This window comes from Roseibacillus persicicus (assembly GCF_014651675.1).
In the GTDB taxonomy this organism is placed as follows: Bacteria; Verrucomicrobiota; Verrucomicrobiia; order Verrucomicrobiales; family Akkermansiaceae; genus Roseibacillus; species Roseibacillus persicicus.
The window spans coordinates 154260-172603 of sequence record NZ_BMXI01000011.1 but is presented as its reverse complement, the minus strand read 5'-3'; the positions used below and the strand labels follow the sequence as shown (position 1 = coordinate 172603).

13 protein-coding genes are annotated in these 18344 nt (G+C 55.8%); 5 read left to right on the top strand and 8 right to left on the bottom strand.

Features of this window, described 5'->3' with window-relative positions; translation table 11 throughout:
* Positions 1 to 13: 13 nt before the first annotated feature.
* From IE099_RS13735 to IE099_RS13715, 5 genes are all read right to left on the bottom strand, one after another.
* Complete coding sequence (locus tag IE099_RS13735) at positions 14 to 1438, bottom strand: tetratricopeptide repeat protein (RefSeq protein ID WP_189570812.1); 1425 nt, start codon at positions 1436 to 1438, stop codon at positions 14 to 16.
* Positions 1439 to 1637: 199 nt separating this feature from the next.
* A complete protein-coding gene (locus IE099_RS13730; RefSeq protein ID WP_189570810.1) occupies positions 1638 to 2516 on the bottom strand; it encodes an alpha/beta hydrolase in 879 nt (292 codons plus the stop codon).
* Between the two features lie 75 nt (positions 2517 to 2591).
* Positions 2592 to 3005 carry a hypothetical protein gene (locus IE099_RS13725; RefSeq protein ID WP_189570807.1) on the bottom strand — a complete coding sequence of 138 codons (414 nt, stop codon included), beginning with the start codon at positions 3003 to 3005 and terminating at the stop codon, positions 2592 to 2594.
* Between the two features lie 45 nt (positions 3006 to 3050).
* Positions 3051 to 4025: a calcium/sodium antiporter gene (locus IE099_RS13720; protein WP_189570805.1), complete on the bottom strand. Its 975-nt coding sequence runs from the start codon at positions 4023 to 4025 to the stop codon at positions 3051 to 3053.
* A 58-nt stretch (positions 4026 to 4083) separates the two neighbouring features.
* Complete coding sequence (locus IE099_RS13715; protein WP_189570803.1) at positions 4084 to 4995, bottom strand: 2-dehydropantoate 2-reductase; 912 nt, start codon at positions 4993 to 4995, stop codon at positions 4084 to 4086.
* A 129-nt stretch (positions 4996 to 5124) separates the two neighbouring features.
* Between IE099_RS13715 and IE099_RS13710 the strand changes: the two genes are divergently transcribed.
* On the top strand, positions 5125 to 6348 hold the full coding sequence (locus tag IE099_RS13710) for a bifunctional folylpolyglutamate synthase/dihydrofolate synthase (protein WP_189570801.1): 1224 nt from the start codon (positions 5125 to 5127) through the stop codon (positions 6346 to 6348).
* A 15-nt stretch (positions 6349 to 6363) separates the two neighbouring features.
* Here IE099_RS13710 and IE099_RS13705 read toward each other — a convergent pair whose 3' ends face one another.
* Positions 6364 to 9750: a mechanosensitive ion channel domain-containing protein gene (locus IE099_RS13705; RefSeq protein WP_189570799.1), complete on the bottom strand. Its 3387-nt coding sequence runs from the start codon at positions 9748 to 9750 to the stop codon at positions 6364 to 6366.
* 105 nt (positions 9751 to 9855) lie between these two features.
* Between IE099_RS13705 and IE099_RS13700 the strand changes: the two genes are divergently transcribed.
* The 3 genes from IE099_RS13700 to polX all read left to right on the top strand — a co-directional run bounded on the left by IE099_RS13700 (position 9856) and on the right by polX (position 13748).
* Complete coding sequence (locus IE099_RS13700; RefSeq protein ID WP_189570797.1) at positions 9856 to 11376, top strand: sulfatase family protein; 1521 nt, start codon at positions 9856 to 9858, stop codon at positions 11374 to 11376.
* A gap of 51 nt (positions 11377 to 11427) precedes the next feature.
* The gene (locus IE099_RS13695; protein WP_189570795.1) at positions 11428 to 11943 is read left to right on the top strand and encodes a hypothetical protein; all 516 of its coding nucleotides are present in this window, start codon (positions 11428 to 11430) and stop codon (positions 11941 to 11943) included.
* Positions 11944 to 12017: 74 nt separating this feature from the next.
* Entirely contained in the window at positions 12018 to 13748 is a 1731-nt protein-coding gene (polX, locus tag IE099_RS13690; RefSeq protein WP_189570793.1) for a DNA polymerase/3'-5' exonuclease PolX, read from the top strand.
* 1285 nt (positions 13749 to 15033) lie between these two features.
* Here polX and IE099_RS13680 read toward each other — a convergent pair.
* Positions 15034 to 16314 carry a dihydroorotase gene (locus tag IE099_RS13680; protein WP_189570789.1) on the bottom strand — a complete coding sequence of 427 codons (1281 nt, stop codon included), beginning with the start codon at positions 16312 to 16314 and terminating at the stop codon, positions 15034 to 15036.
* A gap of 207 nt (positions 16315 to 16521) precedes the next feature.
* Between IE099_RS13680 and IE099_RS13675 the strand changes: the two genes are divergently transcribed.
* A complete protein-coding gene (locus IE099_RS13675; RefSeq protein WP_189570787.1) occupies positions 16522 to 16953 on the top strand; it encodes an arsenate reductase/protein-tyrosine-phosphatase family protein in 432 nt (143 codons plus the stop codon).
* 106 nt (positions 16954 to 17059) lie between these two features.
* Here IE099_RS13675 and IE099_RS13670 read toward each other — a convergent pair whose 3' ends face one another.
* On the bottom strand, positions 17060 to 18298 hold the full coding sequence (locus IE099_RS13670; RefSeq protein ID WP_189570785.1) for a glycosyltransferase family 4 protein: 1239 nt from the start codon (positions 18296 to 18298) through the stop codon (positions 17060 to 17062).
* Between the last annotated feature and the right edge of the window lie 46 nt (positions 18299 to 18344).

Sequence of the window (18344 nt, the reverse complement as noted above, 5' to 3'; positions counted from 1 at the left end):
CTCTGCCAATGGTCTAACTGCCATAGGCCGACTCGACTCGTTCCGCGACATCGCGATAACCGTAGTCTACTTCGTAAATCTGCTTGAAGGACTCGATCGCTTTGTCCTTTTGATCCTGCTTGTCGTAAATCAGGCCCAATTCGTAGAGAACTTCCTTCTTGGTCGCATCCATCTGCTTGAGCTCGGCATTGGCCTCGGCAAAGCGGTTGATAGCCATGTCCGCCATTCCCATTTGGTCGAAAGTCCGTCCCAACATCACTAGAACCTTGGTCCGGATGTGTGGGTTGCGAGTCGCCTGCTGAAGGTGCTTGATTGCCTCCTTGTATTGCCCGGCGTGGTAAAGAGCTTCACCCAAGGCAAAGCGGAGAGCTGGATCCGTCGGGTTCTCTTCAACCCGAGCCATCCGCTCTTCAACCTGAGCCGCGCTGAGCGCGCTCTGGAATTCCTCCAACTCCTGGACCGCAGCAGCATCGTCGGGATTGGCCGCCACTCTCTTCCGAAGGTCATCCAACCGCGCTTCGGCAGCCTTGTCCTTCATCTTGCCAGCCTTCGCCTTTAACGCGACGTCGTTGTTGCTGATCTGGTAACCCCAGTCGTAGAACACATGGGCGTTCTCCCAATCTTCCAGGTTTTCGTAGACTGCAGCCAAGTCACGCACCACGGCCAGATTATTTTGATCCGCGGCATATTTGGCGGCGAGGTCATCACGCTTGGCCTCGGTCTGCTCACGGGTCAGAGCCGTGCGATTGGCCTGCTCGAGCGCAAGGGTCTCACCGGAATCCTTTTGCTTCAGCTCCAGTTCACCAGCTTCGTTCCGATTGGAAAGCATGGACGCCCGCGCGGTGCAGTCTTTGGCCAACTTAACCGCATCGATGTCAGCAGGATTTGCCTTCACGATATCTTCGTAAACTGCGGCGGCTTCCAAGGCACGCTCTTGGGAAAGATAAAACTCCGCCAACTTGTGCATCATTTTTCCCTCTTCAGGAAAGACCTTGCGGACGGTTTCCAAGGCGAATACCGCAGTCTCGCTCATGCCCAACTTGGCCGCGACATCGTGGAGAGCCTCGTTGAACGAAACGCTGTAGGGATCCTTCTCCAATTCCTTCTCAATCGCCTGCAGGGCCGCGTTGCCATCCTTGTCCGCTTGCGCAAGATACTTCTTGGACACGGAAGGACTTCCCGCGCCGACATTGGAACCGAAAAGTCCCCGCTTCTTCTTGGGGCCTCCCGTCAGCTCACCTTCGGCGAGACGAAGAGCCTTTCGCCCATCCAGGAAGCCGGGGGCCTCCTTCATAATCGCCTGTAAAAGGGTTACCGCATATTTGTGGTTTCCAATCTGCAAAGACTCTTGCGCCTTTTTCCAGTAGCCTTGGACGGCGGGGGCCAGTTCTGCGGCGCTGACTTCGCCAAATGCGTTCTCTTGGGTAGCTTCTTGCATGAATGTATTTTTGTGTGCTCCCGCTATGATGACAACTCCAGTGATCATGGCAAGAAAACGCTCCTGAAAATCTGTTTTCAGCACTACCACCCCCTACTCCACTCCGGATGCAATCGCATCCGTCTCTGAGCTCCTCCTTTCCAATCGTCTGATTCTAAGCTCGCTACCCCTCCCGAAACATAGGAGAAAAATCCAATTTTCAACGGACATCTCGCCAAAGCCAGCGGAGGGTGTCGGGAAAGATCGCCCCACCGTGTTGCCCGCTGTGGCCGCCGTCACCCCACACTGTTTTGTAATCCCAGCCCGCGAATTTCAAGGCCGCTTCCATCTGAAGATTGGAGAGCCACCAATTCCCGTGCGCATTATCCAAATCACCACTCCCATCCTGCAGGAAAACGCGAATGGGCTTCTTCTCAGTTTTCCGGATGAGGGAGGGATAGTGGTAGCCTCCGCGAATGTTGGTGAAGCTACCAATGTGACTAACCACCTTTCCGAATAGATCCGGACGCTCCCATGCTGCGGTAAAGGCGCAAATTCCTCCGGAGCTGTTGCCGCAAATGGCCCTGCGAGCCGGGTCGGACGAAATCTTCACGTGTTTCGCCACTTCAGGAAAAATCTCAGTCTCCAGAAATCTGGCGTAAGTCCCATCGGGGGTGTCGTACTCGACGCTGCGATTGGATCGGGCATTTTTAGGAGTCTTCCAAGTCTGAGCTTCGGTCAGCTCCTCGGCAAACACCCCCGGATTGATCAGAATCGCCACCGTGACGGGCATTTCGCCTTTGTGAATCAGGTTGTCAAAGACCAGGGGGAGCCGGAAATCACCATCGGGCTTCAGGAAAGTGTGCCCATCCTGACAAACCATCACTGCCGCCTCTTTGCTGCCGTCATACTGGGCGGGAACGTAGAGGAAATACTCCCGAATTGTGCCCGGATAGACTTTCGACTGGCAAACCAAACGGCTCACCTTTCCCTCAGGAGCCCCGTCCAGTCGTCCCAAAGTATCCGCCGTCGGCACAGGATCGGCGGCGGATAAGGCCAGAGAGCCCAGTAAAAATAAATACAGAATGCGTGAAACCATTCCTAAGGAACGGTTGGAAGGAGCGGGTTCCTTCATTCTTCTTTGTGAAGAAACCCGCTCAAAAAGAATCAAGGTCTAACCTTCTTCTTCGATGTAGACTTCGTGGCCGTCTTTGCGGGAAGCTTTCACAGCATCCATGGCATCGTCGATTTTATCCACATCTTCGGAGAGATACGCAATTTCGAGGTCGCAGAGAGTCTGATAGGAAGCAGCCAAAGTCTTCTTGTAATTGGCGATCGCGGTTTCCTTCTCCTTGCCCTCCGGCATTTTCTCCACAAGCACGGGAACATAGGCAAAGCATTCCAAGAGCTTGCTCTGCGCTTCCCGAACCAGCTTGAGGCACTGCGCATAGTCGTCCTTGGCCCGGCGAAGCATTTTGAGGCTACCGCTCACCTCATCCATCTTCTCGGCCAAAGGAGTATCGTCAGCGGAACTCGAGCCGGTAGCGAGAAAAGAACCTAGAAGGATTGCGCAAAATAATTTTTTCATAATCGAGGGGGCTATACGAAGCGACCTCCTTCCGTTCTGTCAATCTTAACGGAAGAAAAGCAAGACGACATAAACGAGGTAACCTCCCAGAAGGATTCCCCCTTCCAATCGAGAGAGGGCCCGCCGCGTGAGCATGAAGGGAAAGAGCAGCACCGTCACCCCGGTCATCACCGCCAAATCCGTCATCTCCAATGAGCCAGCCGCCAAAGGAGCTATCGAGGCCGTGATGCCAACCACCGCCAAAAGGTTGAAGATGCACGAACCGACCGCATTTCCCACCACGAGGTCTCCCTCGCCCTTCAAGGCTGCAACCACCACGGTTGCAACCTCCGGCAAGGATGTTCCAAAGGCAACGAGGGTCAGGGCGATGACCGCTGCGGGAACCCCCAACTCCAGAGCAATATTACTTCCGCCAGCCACCAGACGGTTGGCTCCAAAAACCAAGGCCGCCAAGCCGACAGCAATCAAGGCGAGATCCTTTAAAAGGAGAATCTTTCCTCCAGACTTCAACGCCGCGATTTCTTCTTCCGAAAGGTCGATGTCGATGTCGACGTCCTCCCCTTTTTTGCCCCGCCAGATACTACTCACAGTGTAGAGCACGACCCCCAGGGCGAGAAGAGCCCCTTCCCAACGGGCGACATGGCCATCCAGCAACATCACGACAAAGACCCCGGTGGCAATGAGCAGAATGGGCATCTCCCGCTGCAAGACCTGCTTGTGAATGGAGAAGGGACGCATTAAAGCCGCAATCCCCAGCACCAGCGCAAGGTTGCAAATATTCGAGCCTACGACATTGCCGAGCGCAATGTCGCCCTGCGGCGGGTCCTTCATGTTGGCGCTCACGCTCACCAGTAGTTCGGGCGCACTGGTCCCAAAGGCCACTACCGTTAACCCGACAATGAGGGGCGAGATGCCCATCCGCAGGGCCAACTCACCACTTCCTTTTACCAGCCACTCCGCTCCATAATAGAGCAACACCAGACCCAGGATTACCCAGCCACTATTTATCAGAATTTCCACGGCGGTAGTCTTCCACTCTTTGCCTTACCCGCAATGGTAAAAGGTGGCAGAGATTCTTCTACCTCTGGCGGTCCAGCTCTAGAATCCGGTGGTAAAGTGCGGAGATGCGCGGCACGGCCACCCCCGCCTTCTCCGCCCGTCTCATGGGCTCGCCCCAAATGGCTTCGACCTCCAGAGGATGACCGTTGACGTAATCCAACATACTGGAGGGCTTGTAGGGGCCCATCGGCTTGGTGCGCTCAATCTGATTGCTCAAAAAGTCATCCGGTATCTCATGCCCCAGGGCCCGCGCCGCCAGCTGAACCTCTTTCATAGTCGCCAATACCTCACCTTCCTTGCCGGGTCTGGACAGCAACTCCTCGGTATCAATTCCCCCCTCCGTGACACAAAGACCGTTGAACGGAATGTTCCAGACCAACTTGCGCCACTGGGCCAAGGCGAGATCATCAACCACTGTCATTTCTACCAAGTCGCCAAACAGGCTCGCCACCTCCTGCAAGACCCCTGTTTCCGCTGGCTCTCCAATGGTCACCAGCCCGCCACCCGTATGGGAAATGTGTCCCGCCGCCAAACGATTGATGCATACAAAGCAGATCCCACCCAACACCCGCCCCCTACCGAACAAGCCCTCTAACAGCTCCACATTCCCCAGCCCATTTTGCAAAGTCAGAATACGGGTTTCCTCGTGCAGGAGGGGCGCAATCACCTCTTCGGCATGGGCATTGGCTGTCGCCTTCCACGCCACGATCACGAGGTCTACCGGACCGAGCTCCGTTGAATCGCGAAAGACCGCAGGCTCGGCAATTTGAAAATCGCCCGCCGAACTCTCGAGCACAAACCCCTTCTCCCGCACCACCTCGTAATCCGATCGCAAGAGAAACCGAACCTCATGACCCGCCTGCGCAATCCGGCAACCGTAATAGCTTCCGACTGCTCCTGCCCCCACGATGGCAATTGAACCAATTTTCATGCCGGTAGGAAAGACGACCGCAATGCAATAATCAAACCTCTAACCGGGCTTTTGCCGAAGCTGAAAAAACACCTCTTCCAGAGTGGACGGAACCCCCTCGCTGTTCAAGATTGCGGAGCACCGACTGTCATGAACTACTCCGAAGCCATTTCCTGGCTCTATTCCACCCAGACCTTTGGAATCAAACTTGGCTTGGAAAATCCGACCCGCCTGCTCCGCGAATATCTCGCCTTCCCCCGCCACACCACGAAGGTCATTCAAGTCGCGGGTACCAATGGCAAGGGCTCCACCTGTGCCTTCATCGATTCGCTCGCCCGTGCCACCGGATCACGCACGGGGCTCTTCACCTCTCCCCATCTCGTCAGCTATCGCGAACGCATTCAGGTCAGCGGTCAGCAGATGCCCGAGGAAACGATCGCAAAGGGGCTTAGCGAACTGCGCGAGTTGGTGAAAGACTGGGAGCATCACCCCACCTTCTTCGAGCTGACCCTGGCCCTGGCCATGCGCTACTTCTACGAACAAGAATGCGAGCTCATCGTGCTGGAAGTCGGGATGGGAGGGCGCTTCGATGCCACCACCGTGGTCCCCTCCGACGTGGCAGTGCTCACCCCAGTCGACCTCGACCACCAGCAATGGCTCGGAGACACCTTGACTGCAATTGCCGGGGAAAAGTCAGCCATCTTTCGGGAAGGCAAGCCCGCCATCAGCGCTCCCCAGGCCCCGGAAGCCGCCCGCGTCATCGAACAAACCGCCAACCAAACCCGCTCCCCCCTGACTTGGATCAGCGAGCCTCTACGAGGCTACCCCCTCGGCTTGCTGGGCGAGCACCAGGCCAGCAATGCCGCCGTGGCCCTCGAGGCACTTTACGCGGCGGGTTTTGAGATGAACTACGACGTCGTCCTCTCCGGCCTGTCCAAGGCCACTCATCCCGGCCGCTTCGAGATCATCTCCCCCAACGAGGACCAAAGCATCATCCTCGATATCGCCCACAACCCGCATGCTACTAGAAGTTTAGTAGCCAGCTTGCGAAAGCATTTCCCCAAGCAGAAACCCGCCCTCATCTTTGGAGCGGCTGGCTCGAAAGAAATCGACCCCATGCTGGAGATGCTGGAGGAGGTAGCTGGCGAGATTCACTTCACGCCAATCAACAGCCCTCGCAGCACCCAGACCGACACCCTCTTCGAACACACTCCCGAACAAGGGAAAGAAAGATGCCGTCAGCACTCGAATGTGAAGGCTGCACTTTTGGCCTGTGAGAAAGCACCTCTCGTTCTCGTGACGGGCTCAGCCTTTCTCGTCGGCGAAACCAAAGCACTGTTAGAAGAGAGCGAACACCTCGCTAGTAGCCAATAGCAAGCCGGGCCTGACCTATCCTTCCGCAGGAGGTGTCGGCTGCAAACTCACTCCCTCCGGTAGAGACCGAATGTGAAGATCCTGTTGTGGGAAAGAAATCTCAATCCCAGCTTCACGGAACGCGTCGTCGATCTGGAAGTGGAGCTCGCTTTGAGTATCCACCAAATTCTCCACCCGACCGACGTGGGCTCGAATCAAGAAGTCCAACGTGCTCGCGCCAAAGGCATTGAAAATGACTCCCGGAGCTGGGTCATCCAGAACGTTGGGATGCTCGTTGACGAGTCGGGAAAGAATCTCCTTCGCCTTCCGTGTGTCGGATCCATATGCGATTCCCACCGCGATCTCGAAACGCAATACCGTATCACGCAGCGTCCAGTTGATTAATTGGCTTGTGATGAAGTCCTTGTTGGGCACAACCAGTTCACGATTGTTGAACTGCTGGATGGTGGTCGCCCGGATCTTAATCTCCGTCACTTTCCCCGAGACGTCACCCACCGTTACGACATCACCCAAGCGAATCGGCCGCTCGAAAAGAAGAATCAGACCGGCCACAAAGTTCGCAAAAATCTCCTGCAAACCAAAACCAATACCCAAGGTGATGGCCGCAGCCAACCATTGCACCTTGTCCCAAGTGATGCCCACCTTCCCCAAGCCGACAACCAATCCCGTCACTACGATCACATAGCGCACCACCGTGGTAAACGCGAAGTTTCCGCCAGGCCCCAGGTTCAAGCGGTTGAAAACGGCCAGACTGAGCAATCCGGGAATATTCCGCGCGGCCACCACGGTCAAAGCCGCGATGAAAACAGCCAGAATCAGGTCCTGCCAACTGATAAAGTTTTTCGAAGGCCCCACGATTTCAGTCAAGGCACTGAACTCCTCGTCCACTTCTGGCTCGGAGCTCTTCGCCTCTGCTTCGCCGGTGGAAGTTCCCCCCGTGAGCAGACTGTCGATTACAGGAGCCGGTTTAGAGACTTCCTCTTGTTTGGCCTTGAGGAAAGGATTCACCGGAATGGTATCAAGCTTGGAAAAGGCAACCAGCGAGCTGGACCAAATCGACCAAATCGCAAAGAGAACAGAGAAATACACACAGAACCGAACCAAGCGGCTGGTCTGCTCCTCCACCTCAACGACATCGATGGCTTGGGCCTTCACCTCTTCCAGGCTGGGGAGGTCCATCTCCTTGTCGGTTTCCCCTTTTTCCTCCCGATTGCGATGAGCAAGGGTCGCTTCGCGCCGTTGAAGCGCTTGCGAAATCGCCAAGCGACGACGCGAGACCAGAATCCATCGGGTAAAGAAACGAATAATTAGAAAGGCCGCCAACAAGACCCCTGCCGAAGCCAGCACCTGCGCCCGCAGGGTCAATACGGAAGCGAAAAATCCCAAGGCCGCTCCCACCGCAAAGCTGACGGGCAAGCCAATCGCCAGTGGGTAGCTCAGTCTCGCGACCCAGCCAGCCTTCTCCTCACCCCGCACAATGGAGTGCTTGGGATGAAAGAGGAAATGGGCCAGCCCCGTCACGAGCAGCATCCCCAGAATGAATACCAATCGTCCGGAATCACCTTCCCCACGCTCTGCCGTGAGAGCTCCTATGCCGAAGACGAAGAAGAACATGGCGGGAACGAAAATACGGAGCACCCACCGAACTCGCTCCACCTTCTCCGACGAGAACCGAAAGTGAGCCTCAAAGAGAGTTTCCTTTTTGGCAAATCTCATCAGCAGCAGGCCGACGAGAAGAAAAACACCCGAATTGAGAAGGCCGACCCGCAGCGGCTCAGGCTCGCTAATCAACAGCGCCAGCAGGAACAGCAAAGAAGGCCAAGTAAAGGCCATCAGAAAAGAACAAGCGATAGTCACCAAAGTGGGACGAATGCTGAGACAATTCCGGCGCGCCGCCTGTTCGCTCGACGACTTCAGAAACTCACGCAATTTCCTGCGCCGAATGAGGGTAAAGAGAAAAGTCGTCACCAGAAGCAAAGTTGGAATCAGCCGCGAAGGCCAATTGTCCCCCATGCTCCTCAACGCCATTTTCAGGTAGTCCGGATGGAACAAGCCCACGACCCGTTTCCATTCATCCAAAGGCTCGGAAGCCTGGAGAGGCGTGGTGCTGCGAATCCAGAGCAACCGCTTGTCGAGAAAGGTGGAATAACTTTCGATGGCTTCGATGGTCCGTGCAGCCTTGGAATTCGTGCGTGTCAAAGTGTCATTGAGACTGCGGTAATCGACAGTCAGCGCTTCCAAAAGTGACTTTCGCTGAGCGAGCAGCTCGTTCACTTCGTTCTTTGTGAGTTCGGGATTCTCCTTCACCAAGCGATTGATGACGCTGGTCTTCAAGGGAGCCTGCTTGAGCTCATCGAGAAGATCTAACAAAGAGATCTGATTCTGGGCAACCTGCTCGACCTTTTCGCGCATGGTGCGCTGCAAGGAATCGGTGCTCTGCAATTCCGCCCGTTGTTCGCGCAGCAGGAGTCCAGTCTTGGTATCGATACCGATCTCGACCGACTCCAATAACTTGATCTTCTGATCCGCCAGCTCCTTCTGATTCTTGATGCGGTCCCACAGCGCGTTGACTGATTTCTCGTAAGAAGCAGCCGACTTGATTTGACTCTGCAAGCCGTTCTCACCCGTTCGCCTTTCATTGAACTGCCTGATGTCGTTGATGACGGTGGCCAGTTCGGGAATGTGAGCGAGCTTCTGGAAGGAAGCATCGAGAGATTCACTGGTGCTCTGCGCTTCCTCCTTTCGCAATCCCGCAATGGACGCCTGGAGACGATCCTTAACCTGCAAGAGCTGGGCGAGATGCTCTTTTCTCACTCTCAACCGCTCAGGTAGGCTCACCATCTCCATCTGCTGAAAATCCTGTTCCGCCTGAAAGTTTTCGATCCGAGCTTGGAGCAGAGCCTTGGCCAGGACCGCCTTTTGATACTCCGCTTTCTGGAGTGAAGTCGTTCCTTCCGCCGGGATTTGCACATCGCTCAGCAGGTCACGGTTTTTCGCAATCTGTTCCGATAGCTCCGTGATGCGAGCAGTCGAACCATCCAGCTCGGAGGTGGACTGGTCGATGCGGGATCGGGAAGCTTCGATGGCGGAGTTGATCTCGGCCAGACGAGCGGTTTGCTCCGTCAACCCCGCGCTCTCGGGCAAAGGATCGGGAAGGGTCAAATCCGGCTGGGAAGGGCCTGCCTCGATCTTTTGCCGCAGTTCCTTGGTCTGCCGATTGAGTTCCTCCAACTGCTGCGCCAGAGAAAGTGCCGACTTCCAAGCGGCAAGGGCAGCCTGCGAAGTCGCATCTTCTCCCGCGGCCTCCTCACTTTTCACCAGCTTATCGATCTCCTCAGAGGAAAGACCTTGGGACCAGACGGGGCTCGCAAAGAGGAGCAGAACAAGAATCAAAAATTTCACAGACCCGCTGAGAGTAAGGCAGACCAGCAGGAAGGCAAATACCGGAATCGTCTTGTTCGCAAAGGAGTTTGAAAAGGCTCCCTCTGCCGCCGAGTATGCCCCTTGATGAAATTGAGCCTGTTCCCTGCCCTCGGCCTGCTGGCCGCCAGCCTGATCCCAACCCTCTCGGGGGCGGACAAGATGAATGTCCTCATTCTTTATGCGGACGACCTTGGCTATGGCGACCTGACCAGCTATCAGGACAACAGCAAAATCCCCACTCCCCACCTCGACCAAATCGCCAAAGAGGGAACCCGCTTCACCGATGGACACTCCTCCTCGGGGATCTGCACCCCCTCCCGCTACGCGCTCCTCACCGGACGTCATCATTGGCGCGATTTTCACGGCATCGTCAACGCGATGGGCGCTTCGGTTTTTCCATCGGAAAGACTGACCCTCCCCGAGATGATGCAGCAATCCGGCTACGACACCGCCTGCATCGGCAAGTGGCATTTGGGCTGGGATTGGATGGCCATCCACACTGGCGATGCCACTCACGCCAAGCAGAAGAAAGTCTGGGAGCACACCGACTTCGATTGGTCTCAGGAGATCCCCGACGGTCCTCTGGCCCACGGCTTCGATCACTACTTTGGAGACAGCGTCATCAACTTTCCTCCCTACTGCTGGATTCGCGACAACAAGGTGGTCACCGTCCCCGACAGCACCCTGCTCCCCAAGAACATCAAGCAAAAGACCAAGGAAGGAAATTGGGAAGTTCGCCCTGGTCCAGCAATGGCGGACTGGGACTTTTATCAAGTCCTGCCCACCCTGGCCGATGAGGGCGAAAAGTATCTGCGCGGCCGCAAGGGGCAGGACAAGCCGTTCTTCCTCTTCTTTCCCTTCCCCAGCCCACACGCCCCCATCATTCCCACCGATGAGTTCGATGGCAAATCCGGGGCCGGTGCCTACGGGGACTTCGTGGTGCAAACCGACGACATCGTGGGACGCCTCATCAAAGCGTTGAAGGAAAGTGGCGAATACGAGAACACCATCATCATCTTCTCCGCCGACAACGGCCCCGAGCACTATGCCTACGCCCGCGACGAAAGGTTCGGGCACTGGTCGGCCGAGCCCTTTCGCGGTCTCAAGCGTGACATCTACGAAGGAGGGCATCACGTCCCTTTCCTGATCAAATGGCCCGGCAAGACGGAGGCCGGCACGGTGGAAGACGCCCTTGTGTCGCAAATCGATATCATGGCCACCCTTGCGAGCTACCTCGACTTCCCACTGCCTGCGGATGCCGCCGAAGACTCCCACGATTTGGTGCCATTGTTAGATGGATCCGTGGAGAAAGTTCGCGACTTCCACATCCACAATACCGCCAAAGGCAAATACGCCATTCGGGTCGGGGATTGGCTCTACATCGACCAGCCCTCCGGAAACCACAACGGCAGAAAAGCGCTCGCTTTCGAGAAACGACGCAACTACCCGGAAGACGACCAGAAGGTCGCGCTCTACAATCTAAAGGAAGACATCGCCCAGCGCCACAATCTGGCGGCCAAGAATCCAGAGAAAGTGGCCGAGATGAAGGCTGAGATGAAAAAAATCCGGGAACAGGGATACTCCGCTCCACGCCTGAAAAAATAGATTCCGGCTCGACCTAACAGGTCGGGAGCCAGCAGTATTCCCCCCACGCGCATGAATCCCTACTCTGCACCTGAAACCAGCGAGCCACTTGCAATCGATGCGAACTCCCCTTTCGCCCACTTGGACTTCGAGCAAGTGAAAAAACTCTATTACCGCTCATGCAATCTTTCATGTATTGCGGTGCTGCAGTTGCTTGGAATCGTCCTGATTTGCGTGAGCCTTCTACCGGCTCTCCGCCCAAACTCGTCCGCGCTGGAAGGTCCCGAATCCGTAGGTTACGTCATCGGAACGCTATCAGTTCCCCTCCTCCTTCTCGTTTCAAGCGTGGGAATCTTCAAAAGAACAAAATGGGGGCGCATTCTCTGCATAATCTTCTGCATTCTTTCTGTCCTCACAATCCTTGGCCTCAATATTTTAGGCCTACTCATTGGATTGGCCGGACTCTTTGCCTGCTTCGGCTCGCCCCAACTCTTTGGACCAAATCGTTACCGTCACGGTGACTTGAAAGAAGAGTTCAAGCTTCGCAAAGCAGCAATGAAGAATGCCAAGAAAGCTCGCTCCCGCTAGGCCACAAAAACGGAACAATCAGATTTTTAGCCTTCGGGATTGGATGAAGGGACAGAACCCGCCAAGCTCCCCCCGTGCCTCTGACAACCGAAGACCTTGCCTCGACCCTGGAAGAAATCGCCCTGCTCCTCGAGCTCAAGGGCGAGAACCCCTTCAAGACCCGCGCCTACCGCAACGGGGCGGACATCATCCGCGATTTCGAAGGGGACTTTCTCCAACTGGCCAAAGACGATGAGCTGAAGGGCATCAAAGGGATTGGAGATGCCCTCCAACAGAAACTGCACGAACTCGCCTCTACTGGCCGCCTGCAATATCACCTCGACCTCAAGCACGAATTCCCCGAGACCCTCTTCGAGCTCTTCGACTTACAAGGCCTAGGACCCAAAAAAATCAAGGCGCTTTATGATGAGCTTGAAATCTCGACTCTGGGAGGTCTCAAGCGCGCCTGCGAAGATGGTTCTGTCGCTGGACTCAAAGGTTTTGGCAAAAAGACGGCCGAGAAAATTCTCGCCGCTATCGAGACCAAAGAAAAATTCTCCGGACGCTACCTTCTCTCCGTCGCGGCTCACGAAGCAGAGCCTTTGCGTGACTACCTCCTGCTCCATCCCGCCACCCACCAACTCGAAGTCGCGGGCTCGTATCGTCGCGGCAAAGAGACGGTGCATGATGTCGACTTCCTCGTCGCCACTGACAAACCGGCGGAGCTAACCAAATACTTCACCGCCTACGTCGGCAGCATCGAGACCATTGCCCAAGGAGACACCAAGGCGGCCATCCGTTTGGAAAATGGCCTTCAATGCGATCTCCGTGCGGTCTCGACCGCTCAATTTCCCTTTGCCCTGCAATACTTCACCGGCTCGAAGGAGCACAACGTGGCCATCCGTTCCCGCGCTTTGAAAAAGGGCTGGTCTCTCAACGAATACGACCTCTCCCCCACCCGCGATGATGCGGAAGAGCTTCCCGAAATCACCACCGAGGCCGAACTCTACGCCGCGCTCAATCTCGCTTACATTCCCCCGGCTCTGCGGGAAAATCGCGGCGAAATCGAAGCCGCGGCCGAGAACGAGCTGCCCGATCTCGTCAAACAGGAGCACCTGCGCGGCACCTTCCACTGCCACACCACCGAGTCCGATGGCCGCAACACTTTGCGCGAAATGGCGATGGCGGCGATCGACCTCGGTCTCGACTATCTCGGCATCAGCGACCACTCCAAGTCCTCGCCGCAGGCGCGTGGACTCGATGAGGAGCGATTGCTCCAGCAGATCGACGACATCCACGCGATGAACCAGGAGCTGGATGGAGCGATTCATCTCTTTGCCGGATCGGAGGTCGATATCCTCCGCAATGGCAGCCTCGATTTTGACGACGAGATGCTGGCGAAACTCGATTTCACGGTCGCTTCGGTCCACAACTCGTTTTCACTTCCGGAAGAGGAAATGACTGCGCGTGTGATTCGCGCCATTGAGAACCCCCACGTCACGATGCTAGGACACTCCACCGGCCGCCTCCTTCTCCGCCGCGATCCCTACCCCATCAATCTCGACAAAGTCATCGATGCCGCAGCGGCCAACAACACCATCATCGAACTGAACTGCTCCGCCAAACGCATGGATATGGATTGGAAATACTGGAAGCGCGCCCGCGACAAAGGCGTGCTCTGCTCCCTCAATCCCGACGCCCACAGCACCGACGGCCTGCAAGCTCTTCACTTTGGCATCAAGGTCGCACAGAAGGGGTGGTTGCGGCGGAAGGACTTTTTGAATACGCGGACCTTGGATGAAGTAAAGGCGTATTTGAAGAAATAGAGAGGACGGTTCGCCAAGACGAGTGAGGGCACTCGCTGTCCGGCCATGGGTCTTTTTGGAGTGCGCGCCGCTTGCTACCGCTTTGTGGGGTGGATGGCTTCGTTCTTTATCCCCCACGGGAAGAGCAAAGCTTGCTTGCTCGACCAGATGGTCACTACGAATCGAGGAGCGAAGACATCCAAACTCCCAAAGACCACACCGCACCATCGATGCGCATCGGTAGGGCCCTTTTGATAAAAGGACCCCGAGTGGTCGGAGATAACCGAAACATCAATGAGCGCACGAAAGGCGAGAGCCCAAGGACCTTCCCCCATCATTCGCGGCTGCTTTATCAAAGCAGCCTTACCGTCGGAGCAGGGACATTTCTGTCCCTGGGACGGTCCGTCCACGTCATTCCGTCAATCCCGCCTCGAAGTTCTGACGAGGACTCTGACTCACCGGGGTTCTGCTCATGGACAAGAATGTCCATGCTCCGGTAGGGTCCTTTTGACAAAAGGACCGCGAGTGGTCTGGGGCTGCCAAAAAATCGACAAGCAAACAAAGAGCGAGAGCCCAGGGGCCTGCCCCCATCATTCGCGGCTGTTTTTTCAAAACAACCCTACCGTCGGAGCAGGGACATTTCTGTCCCTGGGACGGTCCGTCCACGTCATTCCGTCAATCCCGCGTAGTCGTTTGGACGCAAGCGCTGACTCACCGGGGCTCTGCACATGGACAGGAATGTCCATGCTCCAGTAAGGTCCTTTTGACAAAAGGTCCGCGAGTGGTCTGAGAAAATCGAAGGATCTATAAACGAACGAAGGGCGAGAGCCTAGGGACCAGCCCCCATCATTCGCGGCTGCTTTATCAAAACAGCCCTACCGTCGGAGCAGGGACATTTCTGTCCCTGGGACGGTCCGTCCACGTCATTCCGTCAGTCCCGCGTAGTCGTTTGGACGCAAGCGCTGACTCACTGGGGCTCTGCACATGGACAGGAATGTCCATGCTCCAGTAAGGTCCTTTTGACAAAAGGTCCGCGAGTGGTCGGAGATAGTCGAAGGCTCTATAAACGAACAAAGGGCGAGAGCCCTGGGACCTTCCCCCATCATTCGCGGCTGTTTCATCAAAACAGCCCTACCGTCGGAGCAGGGACATTTCTGTCCCTGGGACGGTCCGTCCACGTCATTCCGTCAGTCCCGCGTAGTCGTTTAGACGCAAGCGCTGACTCACCGGGGTTCTGCTCATGGACAGGAATGTCCATGCTCCGGTAGGGGCCCCCATCATTCGCTGCGGTTTTGTCAAAACAGCCCTACCGCTCTAACAGCAATTCTTCGCCAGCTAGCAGAAGGTCGATGCGGCCTTTCAAAGTCTTGTTAAAGAACGGGGTATTCACGCTCTTGGACTTCATAAACTCACGGCTGAACGTCGTCTCTCCATTCGGATCAAAAACCAGAAGCTCGGCGCGCTTGCCTTCTTCAATTGGAACCGGCTCCAAATTCATCATGCGACGGGGCTCCGCGGAGTATCGCTTCACGATGACATCCCAAGTCAATTCCCCGGCAGCGACGAAGCGGTCGAACAAAGAAACCAACGCGGTATCCAACCCGCTCAATCCATTGGGGGCGCTCACAAAATCCTGCGACTTCTCGAACTCGGTATGCGGAGCGTGGTCCGTCGCGATGAGGTCGAAAACCCCATCCTTCAACCCCTGCAAAAGAGCCGCATTGTCCGAAGCCAGACGCAGAGGTGGATTCATCTTATAATTAGTGTCGTAGTCTGCGATGTCCTCCTCATTAAACATCAGGTGATGCGGCGCGACCTCGCAAGTGACCTTCGCCCCCATCTCCTTCCACCACCGAATGGTCTCCATCCCCAAGCGTGAGGAAACGTGCTGAATATGAACATGGGCTCCCGCCGCATGGGCGATGCGAATATCGCGATCAATGAAAAGCTCTTCCGCAATCGCAGGCGTGCCATCGATGCCGAGCTCGTAGCTCTTCTTGCCCTCATTCATCGCCCTCGGCCCAGCGAGCGCGGGGTCCTCGCAATGGCTCGCGAAGAACATTCCGAACTCTTTCGCATAGCGCATCGCCTGCAGCAACAGATTCGAGTCCGGCACCGCATCGCCATCATCGGTCAACATCAGCACCCCCGCTTCGCGCATGCCATCGATAGCAGCCAACTCCTTGCCTTCGCGACCTTTAGTAATGCAGCCCGAGGTGTAGACCGGAATGCGCGAAACCGCCTTGGCCTTGTCCAAAACCATTTTCACCACTGCCGCCGAGTCGATAGCGGGATTAGTGTTCGGCATCATCACCACCCCGGTGATCCCGCCGTTGATGGCAGCTTCGGTCCCATTGGCAATGTCCTCCTTGTGAGTCTGACCCGGCTCGCGAAAGTGGACATGGGCATCGAACATCGCGGGCATGAGCACCTTCCCCGTGCAATCTATCACACGCGCACCCTCTGGAACGGTCAACATCTGCCCCACCGCCTTAACGACTCCATCAACCACCCAGACATCTGCCGCCATCAATGGACCATCCTCCGCGGCGACCTCGCCCCCCTGAAAAAACAATGCTTCGCTCATCTGCTGGACATTGAACGCGAATCAGGGAAGAGAGTCCAGAATCCAGCGCCACGATCGCCTCTGACTGTGGCATCACTTTTTCTCTCGTGGCTTTTCCCCCGCCCCCCCTCAACCCACTCTTACAACTGTCACCTGAATTCGTTTGACCGCAACCAACATTTCAACAATACAAGAATTGTCGAAAGATTAATCCATACTTCATTTGTTTTGAAAAAAGTTCTCATTCTCTGCACCGGAAATTCTTGTCGTTCTCACCTTGCCGAAGGACTACTTCGCCACATGGCTTCTAACCTTTTCGAAGTCCACAGCGCGGGCTCCAACCCTGCTGGATACGTGCATCCCATCGCGATCGAAGTGATGGCCGAACTGGGTATCGATATCTCGCAGCATCAGTCAAAGCATCTCAACGAGTTTCTCGATCAAGGAATCGACACCGTAGTGACAGTGTGCGGAAACGCCGACCAAGCTTGCCCCTCCTTTCCCGGGCAAGTGAATCGATACCACTGGGGTTTTCCCGACCCTGCTCACGCAACAGGAACACCGGAGGAAGTTCGCCGGGTTTTCCGCGAAGTACGTGATGCCATAGAACTGACGCTGACTGCCTATTTGAACGGTTATCGCGAAAGCGCTCCTCAATAAATCCCCGCGTTCAGGTGCTTGGAGAGACCAAGCCGTTGCGGCCGAGCTGGCGGCGCCTTCCTTCCGAGCGTCTCTGATAACAAGTCGCTACTATTAAACTTTCTCTTTAAAAAGCGAACAATGCGGCGAGCTCTTTTTTAAGGTGCTCATAGCCGTAATGCTTTTTGCCGAGCTCGTAATTGGTCTGGACCATCTCGTCTCGGCGATCCTCGTCGGCCAAGAGCATGCGTGTGCGCTCGACCACGTCGTGGGTCACGTAGCCGTTCATCGTGATGGTATCAAAGCCCTTGGGCTCAATATCCTGCACGAAGATGGAATAGCGGTTCACCACCACGGGCTTCCGGAAGTAAAAGGTCTCGATGAGCGCGTTGCCAAAGCCTTCGTAGGTGCTGGGATAAGTTACCAGGTCCGCATGAGGATAAAGATCCCATAAGGTATAAACCTTCCGCCCCTGTTTATCCCGCTGACGATTCTCACCTACGCGGTCGCCGACTAACAGCAGGGTCACCTGCTCCTCGGCAGCCAGACGCTTGAGCATCTCAACATACTCGAAGCCCTCATCTCCCGCCTGGTGGGAAATCACCAGCTTGCAGCGGGGATCCTTCAACCGGGCCACCAGCTTGATCGCCATCTCGATGCCTTTTCGCGGAACCACTCTAGTCGGTTGCAGGATAAAGATATCGTCGTCGGCGAGACCAAGCTCACTGCGGACATCCCTCGAATAATCGTCAATTCCAGGTGGCTCTTTTTCAAATTGAAAGACATTCGGCACCAGTATCGAGCTCACCCCTTTTCGCCTCGCCAATTGCTCTCCTGCCTGCCGGTTGATCACGCCATGTCGCAGGTTCGGGAGTCGGGGAGGAAAGGACATATCGAGAAAATCCGGGACCGCATTGACTGCGAAGCGGTCGCGTTCCCAATAGAAGTCGTGGTGATGGGCGACCGCCTTCATATTGGTCTCCGCTAGAAACTCGGTAATCGCGACCCCCAAGGGGAGATGAACCGGAATGGTCAGCGCGTTCTCGGGAACGAGGACATCGATCTGAAAGCGGTCAACGAACCGCCGCAGCATCTCCTTGAGATAGCCCGCCACATCCTGGATTCGCTCGGTCACCGTCGGGTCGCGTTGGGTATGCCCCCAAATTCGCTTGGCCAGCCACTGATTTTCCGGATGGCCAAAGAAGGCCTCCGGCACGCACATCGAGACCTCTTCCGGCCTGTCACTCAGCCCGCTGAACCAGAAAATCTCGTGCCCCATCTCTTCCAGAACCTCAGCCCATTTCAGAGCTTCCAGTGACACGCCATCGGTGCCTGCAAATCGTGTCGAAACAAATCCTAATCTCATCTTCCTACAAAAACGGCACGCATCATGCGTTCCAATTTTGAGAAAA

Excerpts from the sequence above, each read along its gene's own strand:
- IE099_RS13725 (WP_189570807.1), bottom strand. The coding sequence starts at position 3,005 with ATGAAAAAATTATTTTGCGCAATCCTTCTAGGTTCTTTTCTCGCTACC.
- IE099_RS13735 (WP_189570812.1), bottom strand. The coding sequence starts at position 1,438 with ATGCAAGAAGCTACCCAAGAGAACGCATTTGGCGAAGTCAGCGCCGCA.
- IE099_RS13700 (WP_189570797.1), top strand. The coding sequence starts at position 9,856 with ATGAAATTGAGCCTGTTCCCTGCCCTCGGCCTGCTGGCCGCCAGCCTG.
- IE099_RS13670 (WP_189570785.1), bottom strand. The coding sequence starts at position 18,298 with ATGAGATTAGGATTTGTTTCGACACGATTTGCAGGCACCGATGGCGTG.
- IE099_RS13715 (WP_189570803.1), bottom strand. The coding sequence starts at position 4,995 with ATGAAAATTGGTTCAATTGCCATCGTGGGGGCAGGAGCAGTCGGAAGC.
- IE099_RS13680 (WP_189570789.1), bottom strand. The coding sequence starts at position 16,314 with ATGAGCGAAGCATTGTTTTTTCAGGGGGGCGAGGTCGCCGCGGAGGAT.
- IE099_RS13730 (WP_189570810.1), bottom strand. The coding sequence starts at position 2,516 with ATGGTTTCACGCATTCTGTATTTATTTTTACTGGGCTCTCTGGCCTTA.
- IE099_RS13710 (WP_189570801.1), top strand. The coding sequence starts at position 5,125 with ATGAACTACTCCGAAGCCATTTCCTGGCTCTATTCCACCCAGACCTTT.
- IE099_RS13695 (WP_189570795.1), top strand. The coding sequence starts at position 11,428 with ATGAATCCCTACTCTGCACCTGAAACCAGCGAGCCACTTGCAATCGAT.